The sequence below is a fragment of the Paenibacillus sp. USHLN196 genome, from assembly GCF_037144955.1.
GTDB lineage: Bacteria > Bacillota > Bacilli > Paenibacillales > Paenibacillaceae > Paenibacillus > Paenibacillus xylanexedens_C.
Genome location: NZ_JBBCYH010000010.1, coordinates 26,386 through 49,831 on the forward strand (window position 1 = coordinate 26,386; position 23,446 = coordinate 49,831).

Below are 23,446 nucleotides of genomic sequence, written 5' to 3' on the forward strand. Positions count from 1 at the left end.
TGAAACAATCTTATTCATCATTAACGCTATCGAACTAGAAAAGGGGACGTGCGTGATGGATCATCCAACCGGCAATGATTATATTGTAATTAAGGCAGAGGAAAATGGTGTCCAGGTGATCGGATTAACCCGAGGTCAGGATACACGTTTTCATCACACCGAAAAATTGGACAAGGGTGAAGTAATGTTTGCCCAGTTTACCACTCATACTTCAGCTATTAAAATCCGGGGCAAAGCCACGCTGATTACCAAGCATGGACAGATTGAATCGGAGTAATGGACGGTTGAATACGATCAAATGAAGATTGCAGGCATAGCCTGCTTTTTTTCATTGTACAATGAGGTATGAGCCTTTACCGGACAGACTACACTAACAGGTAAAGGCAGGGAGGCGTATATGAAACCGCGGATGATTGTTACTGCTTCAATGCTGGCAACGGTTGCGGCGGTCTTTCTGCTTGTTGCAATACAAACCTTACATATGCGTACATCAGGCGGGGAAAACGTTCAGCCAGTCTCCGCATCACATCAACCAATCCAGCTAACGGAGGACAATCTCGTAGATGTGCTTAGCACCATGCAGCTATCTACGCCCATTGCGAGAGTAGAATGGAAACAGTCCATTTTGACACTGGACCTCAAGGTAAAGGGCACGGGTACGAGTTACACTGAAATCTATGAGAACATGGCAGCTGTGGCGGAGCTGAGTTTTCGGACTCTGGATAACGTCGAACAGGTGCTGCTGCGTGTGATGGCAGAAGATGAATGGATGCATAAAAGACATCTGTTACTTGCGGCTGATATTCGGCGTGGAGAGTGGCCCCTGTATGCGATTGAAACATTACGGAGCTGGAAAAGCGCTACCTTTTCGGATGAATTGAAGGACTGGTTTCATCTGATGGAGACCGAACTTTGGAAGAAGCAATTCGAAATGACAAGTCAGGGGTAATAGAATAGCAGGATTCAGTGCGTGCCCGTTCAACATATGATATAATATATAAGATTGTAGTGCAGAAATGGTTTAACAATGTATAGGCTCGGAGGCTGAGAATGAATTCATATCGCGTACCCCAACTAGCAAAGAAATATACGGATTACGACATGATTCGACAACATACGGAAATCCCATCATTTCCGGATAGCCGGGCACGTCTGCTGCAGGTATTTGTGGGACGCACAGACGAAAAGGTGCACCATGAGCTATACGCTCTTGCAACCTCGCTCGTTCAGTTGGCCATGGATACGCATGATCGAATCGATACCATTTCCGGAGAGCGTAGAGAACAGGAGATGCGTTCGCGTCAGCTGAATGTGCTCGCCGGGGATTATTTTAGTAGCCGTTTTTATCAATTGCTTGCCCATGCGGGCAGAATTGAAATGATTGGCAAACTTAGTGGTGCAGTTTCCGAAGTGAACGCACGCAAGATGACGCTGTATGAACGGATGAAGAAGCTTCTCGTTTCGGCTGATGAATACTTGCGTGAAACGGTACAGCTGAGGATGCAGCTGTTTCTTTCATTTACAGGCATGGTTCAAGAGAATGAAGAGTCGTTATGGAACAGCCTGTTGACCGAATTCAGCTCCTGCGAGACGATCGTGGAAGAACTGAAGCGGATGAATGACGAACAACAATTTCTTCATAGCTATGCATTCTGGCATATATACGAGCATGGGAATGACGATGAGCGAACTATGCTGCGTCAGTCTGAACCGGATGCACGCGCATGGAACGCTATGGTGATGAAGTATAAGGTTGGCGAAGCTCTGCTGGACAAGCTTCGAAAGTGTACACACCGCATTCAGCTGTTGTTGCAAGACGAGGAAGGGCGAATGGGCTTGCATGAGTTACATGCAATACTTGAACCTTACTTGACATATTTGCAGCCTTCACATGCGGCAGTAAGGGAAGATTGAGGGGAGACAGACGAATGGGGAGCGGAGAGACCAAACCGAAAGAAGAATATGTCCATTCGGTTTTTCAGAGTATAGCCGGTAAGTATGATGTCATGAATGATATTCTGAGTTTCCGCAGGCATAAGGCTTGGCGTAAATTCACGATGAAAAAGATGAATATGTCCAAAGGCGATACCGGTCTTGATTTGTGCTGCGGCACATGTGACTGGACGCTCGCCATGGCAGAGGCAAGTGAAACGGGGCACATGCACGGACTTGATTTCAGCAGCAATATGCTGGAGGTTGGTCAGACGAAGATCAATGCGGTGCAGCGTCAAAAGCAGATTACTCTGACACAGGGGAATGCCATGTCACTTCCTTTTGAAGATAATTCATTTGATTATGTGACGATTGGGTTCGGTCTGCGCAATGTACCTGATCTCAGACAAGTGTTGTCTGAAATGCAACGTGTGGTAAAACCGGGCGGTATGGTTGTTTGTCTGGAATTGTCCAAGCCAACATGGCAGCCATTCAAAGGCATTTATTATTTTTATTTTGAGAAGGTTTTACCGAATCTTGCCAAAGTGTTCGCTAAAAGTTTTGAGCAATACAAATGGCTGCCGGACTCTCTGGCAATTTTTCCGGGAAGGAAGGAACTGGCAGACATTTTTGAAGAAACCGGATTGCAGCAAGTGCAGGCCTACCCTCTGACCGGAGGCATCGCGGCACTGCATATTGGAACCAAGGAGAATCAGCATGTTTAGGAAAATTCGCATCTTTTTAGAAATGATCAAGATTGAACACACGCTTTTTGCTTTACCATTTGCATTTATGGGAGCCATCCTCGGCTCCATGGTAGTGAACGGTACGTTCCCAACCTGGATGCAGATTATCTGGGTATTACTTGCGATGGTCGGTGCACGTAGTGCAGCTTTCGGTTTGAACCGAATTATTGACCAAGCCATTGATGGTAAAAATCCGCGTACTGCGATGAGAGCCATCCCGGCAGGGCTGTTGAAAAATGGTGAAGTGGTTATATTCGTCATCATCTCATTTATATTGTTATTCTGGGCCTCATCCAATCTTAATGTATTATCCATGCAACTGTTACCGATTGCTGTGTTTATGCTGGTGCTGTATTCGTACACCAAACGATTCACATGGTTATGCCACGTCGTTCTTGGAATGACGATTGGTTTGGCACCACTTGGTGGTTGGGTAGCTGTAACGGGTACGATGGATTGGACAGCGATTGTGCTGTACGTTACGATTGTGTTCTGGACAGCAGGTTTTGATATTATCTATGCATGTCAGGATCTGGAATTCGATCAGGGAGAGGGTCTTCATTCCATACCTTCCCGTTTTGGCTTAGCCAAATCATTGCAGATCGCCAAGTTCTTCCATGTGGTTACAGCGGTTGGTTTTCTTGCGTTATTGTTAATGACAGATCTGAGCTGGTGGTATGGCGCAGGCATGTTGGTTACGTATGGAATACTTTTCTATCAACACTATATTGTATCGCCTAATGATATGAGCCGTGTTCAAACGGCATTCTTTACCATGAACAGTTTGCTCAGTTTAATCGTATTTACGTTTACTTTGATTGATCTGGCGGTGAAGTAATGGTACAGCAGCCGGACAATAAACGACTGGTTGTCGGAATTACCGGAGCGAGTGGCAGTATATATGGCATTCGATTAATTGAAACGCTGCTTGATCTGGATTATACCGTTCATCTGGTCATATCCAATGCAGGGTGGCGTGTACTGAAAGAAGAAATGGACTGGGATGTGACGAATCGAGACGCGGTGCTGGAAGAAAAATTCGGCAACCGTGCCGGTTCTCTGATCTATCATCCTGTGAGTGATATAGGGGCCTCCATCGCAAGTGGTTCTTATTTGGCCGAAGGCATGATTATCATGCCTTGTTCCATGGGAACTCTCTCATCCATCGCGCAAGGATCTTCGGATAATCTGATGTCCCGCGCAGCTGATGTCATGATGAAAGAAGGAAGGACGCTGATCCTCGTACCACGTGAGACGCCTCTTCATGCGATTCATCTGGAAAACATGTTGAAGCTCTCCCGTCTTGGTGTACGAATGATACCAGCTATGCCTGCTTTTTATTACAAGCCTCAGAGTATGGATGAGTTGATTCTGTTTTTGGTGGGGAAAGTGCTGGATAGCTTGCGCATCCCACATCAACTTTTTAAAAGATGGGGAGAACCGGATGAACGGGGATAACGATTGAGTCCGATCCACGGCTGTCATTTTTGACAAGGCGTTGCACGGTGTCGTTGTCCCCCGAATCCCGGGGTATTGGTGAGTGCTGATGGTTAGTCTTCTTATACCACAGTCTTGACCCATGCTCCGGCAACTTCTGTACTTTTGTTTCAGAACAAGTCGCAGAGTTTAATTTCCGGGTGTCGGCCATGACATTCGAAGAAGAATAATACGTTAGATTACCTTATAGAAGAACACAAGCAAGAACGGTAAGCCGGGTTTTTCGTGATGCCTGCAGGCCCGACTTGCTGGAGGGGAAGGTAAGCATGGATTTATGGACTGACAATACGCTGATACGGGTGAACGAATGAAACTATTGGATATTTTCGGGTTGTTAAAAAAGGACATGGATTACATTGAGAAAGAGTTGTATCGCAGTGTTCGAGGAGAACAGAAGCTGCTTAGTGAAACGTCTCTTCATCTGCTCAAAGCAGGAGGAAAACGGTTGCGGCCCGTTTTTGTGTTACTTGGCGGGAAATTTGGTACATATGATATTGAACGTCTGAAGTTGGTTGCGGTTCCGCTGGAACTCATTCATTCCGCTTCCCTTGTTCATGATGATGTTATTGATAATGCGGAGACACGTCGTGGGAAACCCACGGTGAAGTCAAAATGGGATAATCGGATTGCCATGTACACTGGAGACTATATCTACGGTAAGGCACTTGAAATGACTTCCGGATTATCCGACCCGGCTATTCATCGCATACTTGCCAAAGCCATGGTACAGATGTCCATCGGTGAGATGGAGCAGATTCGGGACTTTTTCAATACGGGACAAAGTGTTCGTAATTACTTGCTACGGATTCGCCGTAAAACAGCACTTCTGATTGCGGTCAGTTGTCAGTTAGGGGCTTTGGCCACACGTGCCCCTGAGCATGTATCTTCTCTGCTGTATACTTATGGCTACAATGTGGGGATGGCTTTCCAGATTCAAGATGATGTACTTGATCTGGTAGGTACGGAGAAACAACTTGGCAAGCCACCTGGCAGTGACATGAAGCAGGGGAATATCACTCTTCCTGTGCTGTATGCGCTCCAAGAGCCTGAACTGCGTGAACCTCTGCTGAAGGAGATTTCCCGTGTCCAGCATGAGGAAGGACGGGCCAGTGCATCGGATGCAATTGGAATGATTCGCCAAAGTCAAGGAATTGCTAAAGCAGAAGCCCTTGCTGACCGATATATGAAGAAAGCGCTCGATGCTCTGGATCAACTGCCTAACATCAAGACGACCAAAAATTTGCGTGATATCGCTCATTTTGTGGTGAAACGTACACATTAAACATTGTATGACCCAAGACTCACAACCACAGATAAACAGATGTGTGAAATTCCTCATTGGGAGGATTTGGACATGTATGTTACAATCAGAGGGATTGCGTTTACATAGTGATTAACTTTGAACCGTGAGTGAGGAGTGAGCTGATGGATCGTACATTTTTGATGGTGAAGCCGGATGGTGTGCAGCGTGGTTTGATCGGTCGAATTATTAGCCGTCTGGAAGACAAAGGATTTAAGTTGGTGGCAGGTAAATTGGTACAGATGTCTGAGGATCAGGCAAAGCGCCATTATGCTGAACATGAGGGCAAACCTTTTTTCGATGATTTGGTTCGTTTTATCACATCCGGGCCTGTATTTGCCATGGTGTGGGAAGGGGACGATATTGTGGCGCTTGCCCGCATTGTCATCGGAAAAACCAATGTGAAGGAAGCCGCTCCGGGTACCATTCGCGGAGACTTCGCCAGCCACACACCACATAATCTGATTCATGGGGCAGATTCGCCGGAAAGTGCTTCCCGTGAAGCAGCAAATTTCTTTGCTTCAGATGAACTGGTGGTATACGACAAGAGCATCGCAGCCTGGTTGTAATTATTAGCCAAAAGGGTGATACACGATGCTGGAGCAAGAACAACTACTAGACCCGGATTACACCGGATTCATTCGTAAAATCAAAGAGAGCACAGGCATTGATCTTGCTCAATACAAGGAAGGCCAGATGAAAAGAAGGCTGACCACACTTCGCAACAAAAACGGGTTTCATACATTTTCTATCTTTTTTGAGGCTATGCAGAAAGACAAATCATTGTTCTACGAGTTCCTTGATCGTATGACGATTAACGTGTCGGAATTCTGGCGTAATCCCAATCGTTGGGAAGTACTGCGGGACGAGATCCTGCCTGAGCTGCTGGGTTCCAAGCGTCGTGTCAAAGTGTGGAGTGCAGCCTGTTCAACAGGTGAAGAACCATATACACTTGCCATGATTCTGGACACGATGGGTATTTTGAAGGACAGCTCCATTACAGCAAGCGACCTGGATGAAGGTGCATTGGCCAAAGCCAAGGAAGGGCGTTATATGGAACGCTCACTTAAGGATGTGCCAAAGGAAACGGCGAACCGTTACTTCAAGCAGGATGGCTTGGTATACCGTATTGATGAGCAACTCAAAAATTCAATCAAGTTCATGAAACAAAATTTGCTGGTGGACCGTTTTGACGATGGGTACGATCTGATTGTGTGCCGGAATGTCATGATCTATTTTACCGAGGAAGCCAAAAACCTGTTGTATCACAAATTTGCAGCAAGTTTGCGTCCAGGCGGTATTTTGTTTGTGGGCAGTACGGAGCAGATCTTCTCCCCGGGACAATATGGTCTGGAGACAGCAGAGACATTCTTCTATCGGAAGAAATAATGATATTGGTTGTTGAGCCGTCTGAAGCACATGTACATGTGTTCAGGCGGTTATTTGTATATCAAGCACAAGAAAGAGCCGACTTTCTTGTCAAAGCCGGTCAGCTATACTATAATAAGCAAAGAAATTATGGGATTTTAGCAATGTGAAGTTTAACAGTTTAAAGGGGGAACGTATTATGAGTTTACGCTATTTAACCGCAGGGGAGACGCACGGACCCCAATTGACCGCTATTATTGAAGGATTGCCAAGTAATTTGACGATTAACTTTGAAGAACTGAATTTCCAGCTTCACCGCCGCCAGAAGGGTTATGGCCGTGGACGTCGGATGCAGATCGAGAAGGATCAGGCCAATTTCGTTGGTGGTATCCGTCACGGATATACAACAGGTGCTCCAGTAGCGCTGGTTGTTCAAAATAATGACTGGAAACATTGGCAGAATATTATGAATATTGAGCCGATCGAAGGCAGTGACGAAGAGAAACGTCGCGTTCATCGTCCGCGTCCTGGACACGCCGATCTGAACGGTGGACTCAAGTATAATCTCAAAGACTTGCGTAACGTACTGGAGCGTTCCAGTGCGCGTGAGACAACGGTACGTGTGGCATGTGGTGCCATTGCACGTCAGTTCCTGGCTGAATTCGGGATTAAGGTAGCTGGGCGCGTGCTTCGCATTGGAGAGATCGTAGCTCCTTACCATGACCTTCCGATTGATGAACTGATCGCAGTGACAGAAGCTTCCTCTGTACGTGTCACAGATGCTGAGACTGAGAAGAAGATGGAAGCCTACATTGACCAGATCAAACAGGAAGGTGACTCCATTGGAGGAATTGTAGAGTGTATTGTTGAAGGTGTGCCTGTTGGTCTGGGAAGTTATGTTCAATACGATCGCAAGCTGGACGCACGAATCGCTCAAGGCGTAATGTCCATTAATGCATTCAAAGGTGTAGAGATTGGTATTGGATTCGAAGCCGGAGTCATTCGTGGTTCACAGGTGCATGATGAGATCATGCACACGGATGAGCGCGGTTACCACCGGGCAACCAACCGTCTCGGTGGATTCGAAGGTGGGATGACGAACGGTATGCCAGTGGTTGTACGTGGTGTGATGAAGCCGATCCCAACGTTGTATAAGCCACTGCAAAGTGTCGATATTGATACGAAAGAAGCATTTACGGCTCAGGTTGAGCGCTCAGACGCTTGTGCTGTACCCGCAGCAAGTGTGGTTATGGAGCATGTCGTTGCGTGGGAGATTGCCAAAGCATTCCTGGAGAAATTCGGCGGGGATTCGATGGAAGAGATCCGTGCGAACGTTGCCAGCTATAACGCTCAGCTGGAGAATTACTAATATGCGTCAGCTGACGGTACAGTTGGAGGAACGCTCATATCCGATTCTGATTGGTAGCGGCCTATTGGCGCAAGCACCTCAATATTTTGAGCAATATGGCTTGACCAAAAAAAGTCCTTTACTCATCATTACAGACGAAAATGTGGCTCCCAAATACTTGTCAGGTTTGGAGCAAACGCTGCGTACGGCTGGTTATACAGTCGTATCGGCGGTTGTCCCCTCTGGTGAAACATCGAAATCCCTTTCGGTGTACCAGGATATGATGACTGTCGCTATCGAAGGCAAACTGGATCGGAGTTCTGCGATTCTGGCCCTAGGTGGGGGTGTCGTAGGTGACCTGGCTGGCTTTGTTGCTGCTACATATATGCGTGGAATCAAGTTTGTTCAAGTACCTACAACGATTTTGGCGCATGACAGCAGTGTGGGCGGCAAAGTAGCTGTCAATCATCCGCTGGCCAAAAATATGATCGGTGCATTCCACCAGCCTGAGCTTGTACTTTACGATGTGGATACACTACAATCTTTGCCGCCACGAGATGTTTCGGCAGGTTTGTCAGAGATGTTGAAGCACGGACTGATCCGTGATGAGGCTTTTGCACATTGGTGTGAGGAACATGCGGAAGAACTGCTTGCGCTTAATCCGGAAGCACTGGGATACGGCTTGGAACGAGGGTGTAGCATTAAGGCAGAGATTGTATCCAGAGACGAACGGGAAAATGGAGAACGTGCGTTGTTGAACCTGGGACATACGATTGGTCATGCGATTGAAGCGATTGCCGGTTACGGAGAATTCCTGCATGGAGAAGCGATCTCGATCGGTATGGCTGGATCAGCATTGCTTGGTGAGAAGCTTGGTGCGCCAGCAGGTCTCTATGAAGATACGGTCCGCATGTTGCGTTCACTTCGCCTTCCGACAACAATGCCTGCGCATCTGGACACAGATGCATTAATGGAAGCGATGATGCATGACAAAAAGTTCCGTGAAGGTCATATGGTCTTCATCATTCCTGACCGGATTGGAGCTGCAAAAATTGTGAAGGACGTACCTGTGGCGGCGGTTCGGGACGTCATCGAAATGCTCAGGAAGGGAGAATAACAGCAATGGTCACACGGGGAATTCGCGGGGCTACAACAGTCACGCATAACAACGAAGAACAGATTTTGAAGGAAACGGCTGTATTGTTGCAGGAGATCGTGGATCGCAATGAGATCCAACCGGAAGATATCTGCAGTGTATGGATTACGTTAACTGGGGATCTGGATGCTGCTTTCCCGGCAAAAGCTATTCGCCAACTGGACGGCTGGGAGCTTGTACCACTGATGTGTGCACTGGAAGTTCCGGTTAAAGGTGCCTTGGCACAGTGCATCCGTTTCATGGTACATGTGAATACGAACAAGAGTCAGAATGAAATCAATCATGTGTATCTGAATGGTGCGCAGGCATTACGTCCGGATCTGGCAGCACCTTCTGGTTCTTAAGCAAGTGGGTTGTCAAACCGGTTATAATGATGTATAGTGAGAACCAGTTGAGTAGAGTAGAGATTGAGCTGAGAGCAGCTGAGCTAGTGGAGTATATAGCAGAGTCCAGTGGGTGGTAACCGGGGCAACAGAAACCGGTCAACTGATTCACGGTACGTCGTGCTACGGAATAGGTAACAGGAACAGGGCGAACAAATTTGTCTTAGGACATCTTTTGTTTTGATATATTTTGGTACAAACACAATCAATGTACTCTCCCTTATTAATGAAATATTGGACTGAGTGGTTGACGTGTTATGACTGAAGTATCCTGATAGAATGATGTGACTTGCATCCATTCAGCAACCTGTGCATAATCCGACAGCGAAGTATAGGGACTTGTTATTTATGAAGCATCACCCTGTTAAATACAGCTTATAACCAAACCTCTACCTGATGGTAGAGGTTTTTTTCGTATATATAACTTTTTCTTCTACCTAAATCTGAAAGGACGTGATCTGATGATAACGCCAAACGTTAATCAAGTACTGAAAATGTCGAATGAGTATAATCTGATTCCGGTAGTCAAACGGATTCTGGCAGACATGGAGACTCCGATTCGAATATTCCGCCGTTATGCTGACAACGACCGTGCATTCCTGCTGGAAAGTGTAGAGGGTGGTATTCAATGGGCGAGATACTCGTTCATCGGTACAGCTCCGTTCCTGATGATTTCGGCGAAGAAAGGCCGGATTGTTGTAGAAGAAGCAGGAAAGACCCGTGAATTGCCAGGCAAACCGATTGAAGAACTGAAAGCATTGCTGCGTAAGTACCGCAGCCCGAAAGATGATGAACTGCCACCATTCACAGGTGGGGCAATTGGATTCTTCGGATACGATCTGCTTTCCTATTATGAGAAGCTTCCGGCTCACGCGCTGGATGATCTGAATATGGATGACATTCGTTTTATGTTCTGCGACCAGATTATCGTGTTTGACCATGTGAAGCAGCAAATGCTGTTAGTCGGTAATGTACACGTCAAAGACGGGGCAACGGATGATGAGATACGTCAAGCGTATGCAGTGACTTCGGAGAAGCTGGAGCAGGCCGCAGAACGTTTGCAGCAGCAAGGACCCGGGGAGAACCTGAATCCGCGTTCTATTCCGGGAGACGTCGAACTGGGGGATATTCGCTCCAACCTCACGAAGGAGCAGTTTATCGGCAATGTGGATCAAGCCAAAGAATACATCCGCGCAGGTGATATTTTTCAAGTGGTATTATCCCAGCGCTTTCATATCGATACGGAAGTTTCTCCGCTTCACGTGTATCGCGTGCTTCGGACGCTAAATCCATCGCCTTACATGTACTACCTCAAGATGGATGATGAGATTATCGTCGGTACCTCGCCGGAGGCACTGGTCAAGGTGGACGGAAATCGTGTGGGGACACGACCAATTGCAGGCACACGTCCAAGAGGGGCGACAGAAGCGGAAGATCGTGCACTTGCTGCAGATCTGCTCCAGGATGAGAAGGAACGTGCAGAACATTTGATGCTGGTAGATTTGGGCCGTAACGATCTGGGCCGTGTATCCAGCTTCGGAAGTGTGAAATGTGACATGTTCATGGAGATTGAACGGTATTCTCACGTTATGCACATGGTATCCAACGTTACGGGCGAGCTTAGAGACGACAAGGATTTCTTCGATGCATTCCTCTCATGTTTGCCTGCGGGTACCGTATCCGGTGCACCGAAATTGCGTGCGATGGAGATTATCGCGGAACTGGAGAAAGAGGCACGGGGTGCCTATGCAGGAGCGATCGGATACCTCGGATTCTCGGGTAACATGGACTCCTGTATTACGATTCGTACGATTATTTTCAAAAAAGGAAAAGCATATGTTCAGGCCGGAGCGGGAATCGTGTGGGATTCTGTGCCTGAGAATGAATACGAGGAAACGGTTAACAAAGCCAAAGCGCTGCTTAAGGCGATTCGAACAGCAGAAGCAATGTTTCCTGCCAAAGACAAAGACAGCACGTTGAGACTGGCGAATGCAGACTATTTTGTCACACCAGCGGCCGCTAAGAACTGAGAGAGGAGAGACCGGAGATGAACATGAACCCAATGATGAATGAGAAATCAGTAACACCCGTAGCTGAGATTGCTCGTGAGGAGGGCATGAAGAATGGCCTGGCAAAAGTTTTGGAGGGCGGCCATTTGGAGCAAGCCGAAGCACGAGATTTGATGTACTCGATCATGAGAGGTGAGGCAACGCCGGCTCAAATCGGAGGTTTGCTGATGGCGCTGCGGATGAAAGGGGAAACGGTGGATGAGATCACGGGTTTTGCTGAAGCGATGCGTGGTCAAGGCGGACGAATTCTCACCGATGGCAGCGGCTTGCTGGACACTTGTGGAACAGGCGGATCGGGTATTCACAAATTCAATATTTCCACAGCATCCGCCATCATTGCTTCGGCCGTCTCGGTTCGGGTCGCCAAACATGGCAACCGTTCTGCTTCAGGCAAAGCGGGAAGCGCGGATGTATTAGAGGCACTCGGTGTAAATATTCATCTGAACGGTGAGCAGGCCAGACAATGTCTGGATGACATCGGAATCTGCTTCTGTTTTGCCCAGGTATATCACCCTTCCATGCGGCATGCAGCAGGACCAAGAAAAGAGCTGGGTGTTCGTACCATTTTCAACATGCTCGGACCTTTAACGAATCCTGCCGGAGCGGATCGCCAATTGCTTGGCCTGTATGATCGCTCCCGGACGCCGATGATTGCTGAAGTACTGAATCGTCTTGGTCTCAAAAGAGCGTTGGTTGTGGCCAGTCATGATGGTCTGGATGAAATCAGCATCTCGGCACCGACTCAGGTATCTGAACTTCGCAATGGTGAAGTGCATACCTATGATATTGATCCACGTGACATGGGCTTGTCTCTGCATCCGCTCGAAGCAGTACTTGGAGGAGATGCGGCACAGAATGCCGAAATTATTAAGAGGATCTTTCAGGGCGAGCAGAGTGCCTACCGCGACGTCGTTCTGCTGAACGCCGGAGCATGCATCTATGTATCCGGTCTTGCAGATAGCATTGCAGAAGGGGTGACACTTGCCGCAGAAGCGGTAGATTCGGGGAAAGCTGCCGGGAAGCTTGAACAGTTAATTCATACAACGGAGGCGTACAGTCATGTATCTTGATCGAATCGTTGCAACCAAACATAAAGAAGTTGAAGTTCTGGCACAAACATTTCGCATGGATGAAGCTATCCAAAAAATCGAACAACTACCCGCAACCCGGGGGTTCGAACAAGCATTATCGAGCAGACGCAATCGCAAACTCGGTCTTATCGCTGAAGTGAAGAAAGCTTCGCCTTCCAAAGGGTTGATCCGTCCGGATTTTCATCCGGTAGAGATTGCTGCTGCTTATGAACGAGCGGGTGCAGACTGCATCTCCGTATTAACAGATGTGTCGTATTTCCAAGGAAATAATGAGTACTTGCAGGCTATCCATCAGGCGGTGAATATTCCGCTATTACGCAAGGATTTTATTATAGATGAACGACAGATTGCCGAGGCAAGATTGCTGGGTGCAGATGCAATTCTGCTGATTGCCAGCATACTGACACCAGAACAGATTCGTCAATATCTGGAATTCGCCAAAAGTCTGGGGCTGGATGCCTTAATTGAAGTCCACGATCGGACAGAACTGGAGCAAGTATTGGAAATTCAGGAGGCAACTCTTGTGGGCATCAACAATCGTAATTTGAAAACATTCGAAACCAGTCTGAATACGACACTGGATTTGATGGAATTGATTCCGAGTGGTGTCACCTTGATCAGTGAAAGTGGAATTGATGGACCAGAATCAACAGTACCTCTGCTCCAAGCAGGTGTTCACGGTATTCTCGTAGGGGAGCACCTCATGCGTAAGGATGATGTCGAGGCAGCTGTATATGATCTGATGGGACCCAAATGATGAATACCTCCATAAAAGATGGCACAGGCGACAGTCAGTCAGAACTGAGAAACCCGCTGCCAGCGGCCGTAAAAATATGTGGACTTCAGGACGTTGAAGTGCTAAAATCGATGATAAACTTGCCTGTGGATTACATTGGTGTTGTTTTTGCCAAGTCACGCCGCCGAATCGAACCTGAGCTGGCTGCTATATTAAGAACGGTGCTGTTCGAATGGTCTGCTTATGATCGACCGAAGCTTGCTGGTGTATTTGTGAATCCTACTCTCGAAGAGCTGGAACACATTATGGAGGTCGTTCAACTGGATGTTATTCAACTGCATGGACAAGAGACTGTGGAATTTTGCCAGCAGGTGAAGCAGCGGTGGAATGCCGAGGTGTTCAAAGCTATTTCTTTTCCAAAAGATGAAACGGGTTCGGAAGCTGATGATACAGCCATAACGGCTCTTGATGCTTACGATAAATTCGTGGATGCGATATTACTCGATACCTATGATCCTCAGTATGGAGGAGGCTCCGGCAAAACCTTTGCCTGGGAACGTATTCCTGCCTATGCCGAATGGGCGAAAAGTCACGGCATTGGGATGTTCGTTGCAGGAGGTTTGCAGTCGGACAATGTACAACAACTAATACAGACATATGCACCTTTCGGCGTCGATGTATCTAGCGGCGTGGAGACTGAAGGTGTGAAAGATATCGCCAAAATTACAGCATTCGTAGAAAGGGTGAAGCAGGCATGACACATCAATTGCCGGATCAACACGGGCGTTTCGGTCCCTTCGGAGGCCGCTTTGTACCCGAGACACTAATGAACGCACTCATTGAACTAGAGGAGGCCTATAGCCACTTCTCGGAAGACGAGGATTTTAACAAGGAACTGAACTATCTGCTAAGCGAGTATTCTGGACGTGAAACGCCATTGTACCATGCAGAGCAATTATCTCGTCGGTTGGGCGGACCTAAAATTTATCTGAAACGTGAAGATCTGAATCATACAGGTGCACACAAAATTAATAACGCCATTGGACAGGGTTTGCTTGCCAAACGCATGGGCAAGAAGAAAGTGATTGCCGAAACGGGAGCAGGCCAACATGGCGTTGCAACTGCGACAGTAGCTGCATTGCTCGGACTGGAATGCAAAGTATTTATGGGCGAAGAGGATACACAGCGTCAGCAGTTAAACGTATTTCGGATGAAGCTGCTTGGAGCAGAAGTGATTCCGGTGACGTCTGGAACACGTACATTGAAGGATGCAGGTAATGAAGCACTTCGTTATTGGGTCAGCAATGTGGAGGATACGTTCTATGTCCTCGGATCCGTTGTTGGTCCCCATCCTTATCCGATGATGGTTCGGAATTTCCAGCGTGTGATTGGTGATGAGACCCGTCGTCAGATTCAGGAGATCGAGGGACGTTTGCCAGATGTGATTGTAGCTGCTGTCGGTGGCGGTAGTAATGCAATCGGTATGTTCTATCCATTTATCGGTGATCAGGATGTGAAACTTGTTGGCGTTGAGGCCGCAGGCAAAGGGGTAGATACCGAGTATCACGCGGCGACAATGAGCAAGGGTACGCATGGTGTATTCCAGGGCTCCATGAGCTACTTGTTGCAGGATGAATATGGACAAGTACAGGAGGCACATTCCATCTCGGCCGGGCTTGATTATCCGGGTGTAGGTCCGGAACACTCCTATCTCAAAGATATTGAGCGGGCGAAATATGTACCGATTACGGACCAGGAAGCTCTGGATGCTCTGCAATTGCTATGCCGGACGGAAGGAATCATTCCTGCTCTTGAGTCTGCACATGCGGTGGCTCAAGTTGTTAAATTGGCGCCTGAACTTACAGCGGACGATATCGTTGTCATCTGTCTGTCGGGACGGGGAGACAAGGATGTTGAATCCATCATGAAATACACGGGAGGCGACTTGGCATGAATCTGATGGACCAGACCTTCCAGCAATTAAAGGAACAGAATCAAACGGCACTTATCCCATTTCTAACCGTTGGAGACCCGGATGTGGAGACAACGGTCGATATCATCAAGGAGCTTGAGCAGGCCGGAGCAGACATTCTGGAACTGGGTGTTCCGTACTCCGATCCGCTAGCGGATGGACCCGTCATTCAGCGTGCTTCCGAACGTGCATTGAAGAGCCGGGTTACCATTCGTACTGTCATGGAGACAGCTGCAAAAGCTCGTGAGGCAGGTGTGAAACTGCCTTTTGTGCTGTTCACCTATTATAATCCGGTGTTGCAGACTGGACTGGATGTGTTCTTTGAAGAGTTGGTCAAACACGATATTAGCGGCATGATCATTCCGGATCTGCCAATTGAGGAATCGGAAGAAATGCGTGAGCGTGCACATCGTGCCGGTGTACATCTGGTTCCGCTCGTTGCACCTACGTCTAATGAACGGATTGAGCGGATTGTGACGGGAGCGAGCGGATTTATCTATTGCGTTTCTTCCCTTGGTGTAACCGGAGAGAGGGCTTCTTTCTTTGATGGTGTAGAAAGCTTCATCGAGACGGTGAAAAGTCTGACAGACCTTCCGGTGGCGGTAGGTTTCGGTATCTCCAGTCATGAGCAAGTGGCGCATTTCTCTCGTATCTGCGATGGCGTTGTTGTAGGAAGTGCTATCGTTCGTCAGGTGGAGGACGCGATTCCTTTGCTTGAAAATCCCGATACGCGTGAAGCGGGACTGTTGCAAATTCGCAACTTTGTGGCACAATTAAAAGGATAGGGATGTCCTGAAAGTACATTCTTTGGACACGTGCAGTACAAGCTTAATCGTGTCCAATATTATTTCAATAACAGGAGGCGGTCGGGTTGAAACCGAAATCCCAGATTGTCAATCTGCCTGTGTACCAGCCGGGCAAACCGATTGAAGAAGTGAAACGTGAACTGGGGCTTGAACAAGTCATCAAGCTGGCCTCCAACGAAAACCCATACGGCAGTTCTCCTGCCGCTCTGGAAGCCATTACGAGAGAAATGACTAATATAAGCATATACCCTGACGGTAGCTCAGCTGAGCTGACAGGGGTTCTTGCCAAGCATCTTGGCGTGGAACGGAACAATCTTATATTTGGTTGTGGTTCCGATGAGATTATTGCTTTGATCACGAGAGCTTTCTTCTTACCGGGTGACGAGACCATTATGGCTGATCAGACATTCTCCGTATACAAAAGCAATGCAGATATTGAGGGTGCCGTAACCATCGAAGTGCCTCTGAAGGATGGAACGCATGATCTGAGCTCCATGCTCGCACAAATCAATGACAAGACTAAAGCAGTATGGGTATGTAACCCAAATAACCCTACCGGAACAATTATTTCCGAACAGGAACTTATCGCATTTATGGACCGCGTGCCTGCTCATGTGATGGTTATACTGGACGAAGCGTACTATGAATTCGTAACCGATGAAGCATATCCACAAAGTGTGCCATTAATTGAACGGTACCCGAATCTGGTCATTCTGCGGACGTTCTCTAAAATTTACGGTTTAGCTTCGCTCCGGATTGGGTACGGTATTGCACGTCCCGAAATTATTGATTTGATTAACCGTGTACGTGAGCCATTTAACACTTCGCGTTTTGGACAGGTGGCAGCAACGGCTGCACTACTGGATCAGGAGTTTGTTCAAGAGTGCTCGAAGCGGAATGCAGCGGATCGGGATTTTCTGCAAAATGAATTTACGCGGTTGGGATTGTCGTATTTCCCTTCGCAGGGTAACTTTATTATGGTTGATCTGAATATGCCTTCGGCAACGGCGTTCCAATCCTTGCTCAAACAAGGCATTATCGTTCGCCCAGGATTCCACGTATATCCAACATACATTCGTGTGTCCGTCGGAACATCAGAACAGAACCGTGCATTTGTCACGGCACTGGAGAACACGCTGGCTGAGAAGGCGGTAGCACGCCCTTAATACTGGCGATGAAAGAGTGAGGACCCATGAAACTAAAAATTGCAATGATCGGTGTAGGACTCATTGGCGGATCACTGGCGCTTTGCTTCAAAGGCAAGCCAGGTGTATCCGTGATGGGCTACGCCCATTTGGAGGAACTGAAGGCCAAGTACATAGCGAGCGGTGTAGTGGATGATGCTACGCTCTCTCTGGAAGAAGCGGTAGAGGATGCCGACTTTATTTTTTTGTGTGTGCCCGTAGGTTTGCTTGAATCCTATTTCGAACAGCTCTCCAAGCTACCATTGAAAAAAGGATGCATTATCACGGACGTAGGCAGTACCAAAGCTTCCATTGCCGCTTGTGCCGAGCATGTGCGGTTGACCGACGCCTACTTCATTGGTGGTCATCCGATGGCAGGATCGGAGCGTGCAGGCGTAGATGCGGCCTCAGCTGTGTTGTTTGAGAATGCATACTACGTCTTAACTCCTTCAGAACATGTGCCTGAGGAAGCGTACAGCAGGTTGTCTGAGCTTCTTGCGTATACGCGGGCACAGATCGTACGTGTGGAGCCACTACTGCATGATGACATTGTGGGGGCGATTAGTCATCTGCCACATGTTATTGCTGTTGCATTGGTGAATCAGGTACGTCAATATAATGAATCGAATCCGCTGTATAAAATGCTGGCAGCAGGCGGTTTCCGGGACATTACCCGGATTGCGTCCAGTGACGCCATTGTATGGAGAGACATCTTGCTTAGCAACCGTGATGTGCTGTTGGGCTTGCTCAAGGACTGGAATAGCCAAATGACGGCCTTCACGGATATGCTGGAACATCAGAATGGTGAAGGAATTGAGGATGCATTCCGTCAGGCCCGCGAGTTCAGGAGTGTATTGCCAGAGCGACGTAAAGGCATGATTTCGCCGTTATTTGATCTGTATACCGATGTCCAGGATGCACCTGGTATGATCGGTAAGATCGCAACCGAGCTTGGTGCGAATGACATCAACCTGAGCAACTTGGAAATTATCGAGAACCGGGTGGATGTGCCGGGGATCATGCGTCTGTCCTTCCGTCAGGAAGAAGATATGGAACGAGCGAAGACTCTGCTGGATTCCTTGGGATATCAGGTGTGGATATAAGACGAGATAGGGGGCGAAAGCCCTCTTTTTTGAGAGCTTATATGTAGAGTTATTCATTGATTTTCCTCCACAAAGAAAAGGAGTTATTATCCTGAATTTCCGAAAGTTATAATGAAATCAAACAATTTTACTTAAAGTGTTGACAAAATGAAAACGTATACATATAATAAGGGTACAGTATGGTTTCTCTCCACTCCTATCCAATAACTGTATTGCTCCACGTGAGCAATGGCCGCTTATGTAAGCGGTCTTTTTTTTGTCTTAAAAGATTTCTGAAAGTTATTTATATGTTAATATTTACACTTTTTATTACATCCTCTATTTACATCACTCTCCTTAATCTGTTAGGATACTTTAGATCAAAAAAATATCACATTTTTGTAACCTTTTCAGTATTTCGTTCGTCTATATAAGCAAGTCTTACCAAAAAGGCGCAAAATGAAGTCATGAACGTGAAAAACACGGCATATGAATGACAGGTCGGGTTTCTGTGGAGAGCAATGGATTTGCCAGGATGATGCAGACCGTTGTACAATAAATACTGTTAATGTAGAAACGTTGGGGAAATTGCCATTACATAGGGGAATTTGGCGGGAAGGCCAGTTATGGCGCTGAACGCTGTTTATATGCGGTGAGAACCGCAACTTTTTTGTGCCTGTTCGGTAATACATGGATAGAGTCGAACGGGGAGAAGCACATGGATGGGCGAGGAGGGGTCGCACTCAAATGACGGATTCCCAGTTGATTCGAGAGATCAAGGAAGGTAACCTGGAGTTATATTCCGAGCTGATGAGTCGTTATCAGCGTAAAATACTGGCTTTCGTATATCATATGTTGAAAAGTTCCAATATGGAGCTGCTTGCGGAAGATCTCTGTTCTGAGACTTTCTATAAGGCGTTCCGCAGTCTGCACTCTTTCCGTGAGGTGGATGCCTCATTCTCAACCTGGTTATACACCATTGCGAGAAATACGGTACTGAGTGAGCTTCGCAAACAGCGCAGCGGAAATGTCCCACTTGAAGAGAGCGGGATTGTGCCCGTTGCTCCTTCGGAGAATACACCGGAGTATGCTGTACTACGCAGCGAGCGGGTGATGCTGGTTAGGGATGCGATTAACAATTTGCCGGAGAAGCAGCGTTCTGCGATTATACTCCGTGAGTATGATCAACTAGACTACCAAGAGATTGCGAATATTCTTGGGCAGAGCGTCAGTTCTGTGAAATCGCTATTATTCAGAGCAAGATCAAGCGTGAAAACTCAATTGGAACCTTATTTCTTCGAACCGGTGTACGAGCCATATGAAGGGATGAAGAACCGATGAATTGCAATGAAGCCCAGGAACTGTTTGCACTGGTCTGGGACTTGCCGGAAAATCATCCTCAGCGGATTGCATTTCATGCTCATCTCGCTGGTTGTGAAGAGTGCTCCGAGCAGTTTGAGGTCTGGGAAGAAGCTCAGATCTTGCTGCACAGCATTCCGGTTCCAGTGACAGAACAACAGGCAGAGAGAGTAAACCGTAACGTTATGGACCGGATCTACGCGGAGTCTCCATGGCTACTGCCGGAAGAGGCAAAGGTTAATCGTTTCTCTGCTGCGATTCGCAAGCATATGTCTTTGTGGATTGCCGCGTTCCTGGCTATTTTTTTATGCAGCTTTCTGTACATGGCAATGTTTAAGCCAGATGTATCAGAAGCTGAGCAAACCAAGGTTGTTGCTACAGGTATTCTGGAGACAGGGGTTGCCGGAAGCGGACCATCGTCATCTGGATTGTATCAGTACAACATGACTGGAACGGACAGAGGAAGCATCATTGAACCTTTTGTTGTGAGCATGGGACCCGCTTATCCTCAGTATTGGATGGCCCTGTCTTTACTAGCAATAGGGATGGCTTTATTTTCTCTTGGACGTATGCATCGAACAACGAATAAACGAAAACAAGGTGCGCGTGCATAGGTAATAACCTTTCGTTCGCCGTGTGGAGAAATGAGGGATGTAAGTGCGAATCGGACTTATTCGTCACGGTCTTACAGACTGGAATGCGGCGGGCCGTATTCAGGGGCAGACTGATATACCTTTGAATGGAGAAGGTCGTGAACAGGCCGAACGCCTGGGAAGACGTCTGCTGACGGAAGAATACCAATGGGACTATATCATCACAAGTGGATTATCACGGGCACAGGAAACAGGGGAGATTATCTCCAAACTGTTGAATGTACCTTTGCTTGAACCGGACGCACGGTTGAAAGAAAGGGCTTTTGGTCAGATTGAAGGTCTGACTTCAGAGGAGCGGGTTGCCCGCTGGGGCCAAGCCTGGGAGACGCTTGATCTGGGACAGGAGCAGATTGCGGATATCCAGATTCGTGCACTGGCATTTCTGGAAGATCTATGGTGTGCCTATCCGGATCAAAACGTGCTTATAGTCACTCATGGAGCATTTCTGGCCAACCTGTTAACGGCCTTGTATAAAGATCGGTATACAGAACGGATTGGAAACCTGTCACTAACGATCCTGGAGAAGGAACGTGATGACTGGAGTCCGCTGTTATATAATTGTACACGACATCTGTCTCTAGACACAGCGAAACAACCTGAGTAATCCAACTTGGGTTGTTTTTTTGCGTTTTATGGGGAAAGAAAGGCTTTATATGATTTCAAACCTCTCATTTTTCTTCTGATTAACCAACTTGAGGCATAGTATGATTTTAAAACATAAAAGATTTCCAAAAAGAGGTTTAGATTGTGGGAATTCCGTCAACGATGTTTACAAAACCAAACTATTTCAGGCCCCGAATCAGCAGCCGAAGTAGTTAACGGGCGAGGCGATGGACCCATGAATCTAGCGGATATGCTTACTTTTGCCGATATTGGCCAGCTTAATCGAATAGCAGACTATTACCAATGTGAATGCAAGCCCAACTCCAAACATGAACTCATCCAGAGTATTCTCACCACATTGGGCAGCAGACCCTTTTTTGAGCAGCAGGTACGTCAACTGAATCAAGCAGATCAGCGCTTCTTGAACAACTTGTTGTTCGATCCTCGCCAGTACTATGGTATGGAAGAACTCGTTGCCATAGCTCGTCAATCGATGGATAAAAAGGAGAGTGAGGCTGGAGCAAGTCCACGTGATCTTATCGTCCGCTTCAATAAAAGTGGATGGTTGTTCAATGGGACGACGCAGCAGACCCGATATCTGTATCAGGTACCTCAGGATCTGAAATTAAGATTCAGGGATGTCCTATCCACTCATTTGCGAACAGGGATTACGAAAACAACGGAACCCCCCATGTATCGGGATGAGTATCATCTCTTGGCGGACGATCTCAAGTTGTTCCTGCAGTTTGTTCAGCAGCATGAAATTGCCCTTAACGCTGAAGGTATGATGTATCGCCGCTCTCAACAGCAGATTATGGAGCATCTGCACATCAGCGAGGAATTGGTAGGCAAGGCCGGTTGGAGATTCGGATATGGCCGTTCGTTCAAGGATTATCCGGATCGTTTCGCCCTTCTCTATGACTATGCATTTCACCATCGGCTGGTTCGCGAAGAGCAAGGTACACTGATGTTATCGCCAGCTGGAGAAGACAAGCTGGGGGCTGAGAAAACAGCTGAAATGATACAGCTATTTAGGTTTTGGTTAAGATTGTATAAAGGCGCTATTCCAAATCTGTCCTCTATTGTGTATTGGACAGGCGAATGTGCATCTGAATGGTCAACCGCCGAGTCACTGTTTCGACAGATCGGTCCATTCATTCAGCCGTTCTATTATGATACGGCCGAGGCCATATATGATAACAGAATTATTAAAATGATGTTGCATCTTGGCATGGTCCGTATTGGGGAACACGAAGAAGGCCGGACTGTTCAGATGACAGCTTGGGGTACGCGTCTTGCTGCATCTTGCCGCTCCATCTCAGGAGACACGACACCCATTATGTTTGACAAGTGAAGGACAAGTTGCTAAAATCACTCCCAAATTAAGGAGTGATATGAATGATAATTCCATACAAAGGTATACAACCTCAGTTACATCCTTCGGTATACATAGCTGAAGGTGCAAAACTGATCGGTGATTTGAGAATGGGAGAAGAGTCTTCCGTTTGGTTCAATGCAGTCCTACGGGCTGATTTGGCTCCTATAATCATTGGAAAGCGCTGTAATATTCAAGATAATGCTGTTGGGCATGTCAACACAGACCAACCTTTGATCTTGGGAGACAATGTTTCGGTAGGACACTCAGCGATCATTCATGGTTGTTGTATTGGAACAGGGTCATTGATTGGCATGGGAGCCATTCTGCTGAATGGAGCCGACATTGGCGAATATACGCTGATTGGCGCCGGTTCTGTAGTTACTGAAAATAGTAAAATACCGCCCTATACTCTTGCTTTGGGGACACCTGCCAAAGTGATACGTGAGTTGACTGATGCTGATTTGGAGCGGATGTCCAGAACTTCACTGGGTTATGTTACCAAAGGGAAAGAATATAGGAGCTCTTAAATCCGTTTTGGAGGTGCATCCTATTGGATAAAATGAAAGTTACGTATGAAGTCATGTTGGGGCTAGCAGCTGAGATGGTGTGGGACGAAGCGCTTCGCAAACAGCGCAGCGAGAAGCTCTATTTGGAAATCGATAAAGCGTTAGCTACCGGAGACGAAGTAGCTTTCCGGAGTCTGACGGATGAACTGAGGACCATAAACTGATGGGCTAAATACATCTTTTCTGAGATAAAAGGGAATGCGCAGATGCGTGTTCC

General features: G+C 47.3%; 26 protein-coding genes. All 26 read left to right on the top strand.

The features are described 5' to 3' along the window. Positions 1–55: 55 nt before the first annotated feature. The gene (mtrB, locus tag WFI24_RS22350; RefSeq protein ID WP_017687697.1) at positions 56–277 is read left to right on the top strand and encodes a trp RNA-binding attenuation protein MtrB; all 222 of its coding nucleotides are present in this window, start codon (positions 56–58) and stop codon (positions 275–277) included. Positions 278–397: 120 nt separating this feature from the next. Continuing rightward, positions 398–949: a hypothetical protein gene (locus WFI24_RS22355; RefSeq protein WP_336764328.1), complete on the top strand. Its 552-nt coding sequence runs from the start codon at positions 398–400 to the stop codon at positions 947–949. 101 nt (positions 950–1,050) lie between these two features. Then, positions 1,051–1,914, top strand: coding sequence for a heptaprenyl diphosphate synthase component 1 (locus WFI24_RS22360; protein ID WP_336764330.1), 864 nt, complete (start codon positions 1,051–1,053; stop codon positions 1,912–1,914). A 14-nt stretch (positions 1,915–1,928) separates the two neighbouring features. Then, a complete protein-coding gene (locus WFI24_RS22365) occupies positions 1,929–2,657 on the top strand; it encodes a demethylmenaquinone methyltransferase (protein WP_336764332.1) in 729 nt (242 codons plus the stop codon). Then, positions 2,650–3,516 carry a UbiA-like polyprenyltransferase gene (locus tag WFI24_RS22370; RefSeq protein WP_336764335.1) on the top strand — a complete coding sequence of 289 codons (867 nt, stop codon included), beginning with the start codon at positions 2,650–2,652 and terminating at the stop codon, positions 3,514–3,516. Before WFI24_RS22365 ends, WFI24_RS22370 begins: the two co-directional genes overlap by 8 nt. Then, a complete protein-coding gene (locus tag WFI24_RS22375) occupies positions 3,516–4,136 on the top strand; it encodes a UbiX family flavin prenyltransferase (RefSeq protein ID WP_145322488.1) in 621 nt (206 codons plus the stop codon). Before WFI24_RS22370 ends, WFI24_RS22375 begins: the two co-directional genes overlap by 1 nt. Positions 4,137–4,482: 346 nt before the next feature. Then, on the top strand, positions 4,483–5,457 hold the full coding sequence (locus WFI24_RS22380) for a polyprenyl synthetase family protein (RefSeq protein WP_336764338.1): 975 nt from the start codon (positions 4,483–4,485) through the stop codon (positions 5,455–5,457). Between the two features lie 143 nt (positions 5,458–5,600). Then, entirely contained in the window at positions 5,601–6,044 is a 444-nt protein-coding gene (gene ndk, locus WFI24_RS22385) for a nucleoside-diphosphate kinase (protein ID WP_017687704.1), read from the top strand. A 25-nt stretch (positions 6,045–6,069) separates the two neighbouring features. Further along, a complete protein-coding gene (locus WFI24_RS22390; protein WP_145322482.1) occupies positions 6,070–6,864 on the top strand; it encodes a CheR family methyltransferase in 795 nt (264 codons plus the stop codon). Between the two features lie 178 nt (positions 6,865–7,042). Further along, positions 7,043–8,212, top strand: coding sequence for a chorismate synthase (gene aroC, locus WFI24_RS22395; protein ID WP_336764341.1), 1,170 nt, complete (start codon positions 7,043–7,045; stop codon positions 8,210–8,212). Position 8,213: 1 nt separating this feature from the next. After that, a complete protein-coding gene (gene aroB, locus WFI24_RS22400; RefSeq protein ID WP_336764343.1) occupies positions 8,214–9,308 on the top strand; it encodes a 3-dehydroquinate synthase in 1,095 nt (364 codons plus the stop codon). Between the two features lie 5 nt (positions 9,309–9,313). Next, positions 9,314–9,691: a chorismate mutase gene (gene aroH / locus WFI24_RS22405; protein ID WP_145322476.1), complete on the top strand. Its 378-nt coding sequence runs from the start codon at positions 9,314–9,316 to the stop codon at positions 9,689–9,691. A gap of 500 nt (positions 9,692–10,191) precedes the next feature. Then, entirely contained in the window at positions 10,192–11,760 is a 1,569-nt protein-coding gene (gene trpE / locus WFI24_RS22410) for an anthranilate synthase component I (protein WP_336764346.1), read from the top strand. 68 nt (positions 11,761–11,828) lie between these two features. Further along, entirely contained in the window at positions 11,829–12,869 is a 1,041-nt protein-coding gene (trpD, locus tag WFI24_RS22415; RefSeq protein ID WP_336764551.1) for an anthranilate phosphoribosyltransferase, read from the top strand. Then, positions 12,859–13,647 carry an indole-3-glycerol phosphate synthase TrpC gene (gene trpC, locus WFI24_RS22420; RefSeq protein ID WP_336764348.1) on the top strand — a complete coding sequence of 263 codons (789 nt, stop codon included), beginning with the start codon at positions 12,859–12,861 and terminating at the stop codon, positions 13,645–13,647. The genes trpD and trpC overlap by 11 nt, the downstream gene beginning before the upstream one ends. Further along, entirely contained in the window at positions 13,647–14,384 is a 738-nt protein-coding gene (locus WFI24_RS22425; protein ID WP_336764552.1) for a phosphoribosylanthranilate isomerase, read from the top strand. The genes trpC and WFI24_RS22425 overlap by 1 nt, the downstream gene beginning before the upstream one ends. Beyond that, the gene (trpB, locus tag WFI24_RS22430; protein ID WP_145322468.1) at positions 14,381–15,580 is read left to right on the top strand and encodes a tryptophan synthase subunit beta; all 1,200 of its coding nucleotides are present in this window, start codon (positions 14,381–14,383) and stop codon (positions 15,578–15,580) included. The genes WFI24_RS22425 and trpB overlap by 4 nt, the downstream gene beginning before the upstream one ends. Further along, entirely contained in the window at positions 15,577–16,383 is an 807-nt protein-coding gene (gene trpA, locus WFI24_RS22435; protein ID WP_336764350.1) for a tryptophan synthase subunit alpha, read from the top strand. Before trpB ends, trpA begins: the two co-directional genes overlap by 4 nt. A gap of 86 nt (positions 16,384–16,469) precedes the next feature. Beyond that, the gene (gene hisC, locus WFI24_RS22440; RefSeq protein WP_336764352.1) at positions 16,470–17,570 is read left to right on the top strand and encodes a histidinol-phosphate transaminase; all 1,101 of its coding nucleotides are present in this window, start codon (positions 16,470–16,472) and stop codon (positions 17,568–17,570) included. Between the two features lie 26 nt (positions 17,571–17,596). Next, positions 17,597–18,691, top strand: coding sequence for a prephenate dehydrogenase (locus WFI24_RS22445; protein WP_145322462.1), 1,095 nt, complete (start codon positions 17,597–17,599; stop codon positions 18,689–18,691). Positions 18,692–19,417: 726 nt separating this feature from the next. Further along, on the top strand, positions 19,418–20,011 hold the full coding sequence (locus WFI24_RS22450) for an RNA polymerase sigma factor (protein ID WP_036607662.1): 594 nt from the start codon (positions 19,418–19,420) through the stop codon (positions 20,009–20,011). Next, entirely contained in the window at positions 20,008–20,643 is a 636-nt protein-coding gene (locus tag WFI24_RS22455; RefSeq protein ID WP_336764356.1) for an anti-sigma factor family protein, read from the top strand. Before WFI24_RS22450 ends, WFI24_RS22455 begins: the two co-directional genes overlap by 4 nt. Before the next feature lie 43 nt (positions 20,644–20,686). Next, positions 20,687–21,286: a histidine phosphatase family protein gene (locus tag WFI24_RS22460; protein WP_336764358.1), complete on the top strand. Its 600-nt coding sequence runs from the start codon at positions 20,687–20,689 to the stop codon at positions 21,284–21,286. 234 nt (positions 21,287–21,520) lie between these two features. Next, the gene (locus tag WFI24_RS22465) at positions 21,521–22,639 is read left to right on the top strand and encodes a hypothetical protein (RefSeq protein ID WP_336764360.1); all 1,119 of its coding nucleotides are present in this window, start codon (positions 21,521–21,523) and stop codon (positions 22,637–22,639) included. Positions 22,640–22,683: 44 nt separating this feature from the next. After that, complete coding sequence (locus WFI24_RS22470) at positions 22,684–23,190, top strand: gamma carbonic anhydrase family protein (protein WP_336764362.1); 507 nt, start codon at positions 22,684–22,686, stop codon at positions 23,188–23,190. A 23-nt stretch (positions 23,191–23,213) separates the two neighbouring features. Further along, a complete protein-coding gene (locus WFI24_RS22475; protein ID WP_017687723.1) occupies positions 23,214–23,393 on the top strand; it encodes an IDEAL domain-containing protein in 180 nt (59 codons plus the stop codon). The last annotated feature ends 53 nt before the right edge of the window (positions 23,394–23,446 follow it).

Bases quoted from the DNA above. Each gene is read 5' to 3' on its own strand.
- mtrB (WP_017687697.1), top strand. From the start codon at position 56: ATGGATCATCCAACCGGCAATGATTATATTGTAATTAAGGCAGAGGAA.
- trpB (WP_145322468.1), top strand. From the start codon at position 14,381: ATGACACATCAATTGCCGGATCAACACGGGCGTTTCGGTCCCTTCGGA.
- WFI24_RS22355 (WP_336764328.1), top strand. From the start codon at position 398: ATGAAACCGCGGATGATTGTTACTGCTTCAATGCTGGCAACGGTTGCG.
- trpA (WP_336764350.1), top strand. From the start codon at position 15,577: ATGAATCTGATGGACCAGACCTTCCAGCAATTAAAGGAACAGAATCAA.
- WFI24_RS22390 (WP_145322482.1), top strand. From the start codon at position 6,070: ATGCTGGAGCAAGAACAACTACTAGACCCGGATTACACCGGATTCATT.
- ndk (WP_017687704.1), top strand. From the start codon at position 5,601: ATGGATCGTACATTTTTGATGGTGAAGCCGGATGGTGTGCAGCGTGGT.
- WFI24_RS22380 (WP_336764338.1), top strand. From the start codon at position 4,483: ATGAAACTATTGGATATTTTCGGGTTGTTAAAAAAGGACATGGATTAC.
- WFI24_RS22425 (WP_336764552.1), top strand. From the start codon at position 13,647: ATGAATACCTCCATAAAAGATGGCACAGGCGACAGTCAGTCAGAACTG.
- trpC (WP_336764348.1), top strand. From the start codon at position 12,859: ATGTATCTTGATCGAATCGTTGCAACCAAACATAAAGAAGTTGAAGTT.
- WFI24_RS22360 (WP_336764330.1), top strand. From the start codon at position 1,051: ATGAATTCATATCGCGTACCCCAACTAGCAAAGAAATATACGGATTAC.
- WFI24_RS22455 (WP_336764356.1), top strand. From the start codon at position 20,008: ATGAATTGCAATGAAGCCCAGGAACTGTTTGCACTGGTCTGGGACTTG.
- WFI24_RS22375 (WP_145322488.1), top strand. From the start codon at position 3,516: ATGGTACAGCAGCCGGACAATAAACGACTGGTTGTCGGAATTACCGGA.
- trpE (WP_336764346.1), top strand. From the start codon at position 10,192: ATGATAACGCCAAACGTTAATCAAGTACTGAAAATGTCGAATGAGTAT.
- aroH (WP_145322476.1), top strand. From the start codon at position 9,314: ATGGTCACACGGGGAATTCGCGGGGCTACAACAGTCACGCATAACAAC.
- WFI24_RS22470 (WP_336764362.1), top strand. From the start codon at position 22,684: ATGATAATTCCATACAAAGGTATACAACCTCAGTTACATCCTTCGGTA.
- aroC (WP_336764341.1), top strand. From the start codon at position 7,043: ATGAGTTTACGCTATTTAACCGCAGGGGAGACGCACGGACCCCAATTG.
- WFI24_RS22365 (WP_336764332.1), top strand. From the start codon at position 1,929: ATGGGGAGCGGAGAGACCAAACCGAAAGAAGAATATGTCCATTCGGTT.
- aroB (WP_336764343.1), top strand. From the start codon at position 8,214: ATGCGTCAGCTGACGGTACAGTTGGAGGAACGCTCATATCCGATTCTG.
- WFI24_RS22445 (WP_145322462.1), top strand. From the start codon at position 17,597: ATGAAACTAAAAATTGCAATGATCGGTGTAGGACTCATTGGCGGATCA.
- WFI24_RS22450 (WP_036607662.1), top strand. From the start codon at position 19,418: ATGACGGATTCCCAGTTGATTCGAGAGATCAAGGAAGGTAACCTGGAG.
- WFI24_RS22370 (WP_336764335.1), top strand. From the start codon at position 2,650: ATGTTTAGGAAAATTCGCATCTTTTTAGAAATGATCAAGATTGAACAC.
- WFI24_RS22465 (WP_336764360.1), top strand. From the start codon at position 21,521: ATGAATCTAGCGGATATGCTTACTTTTGCCGATATTGGCCAGCTTAAT.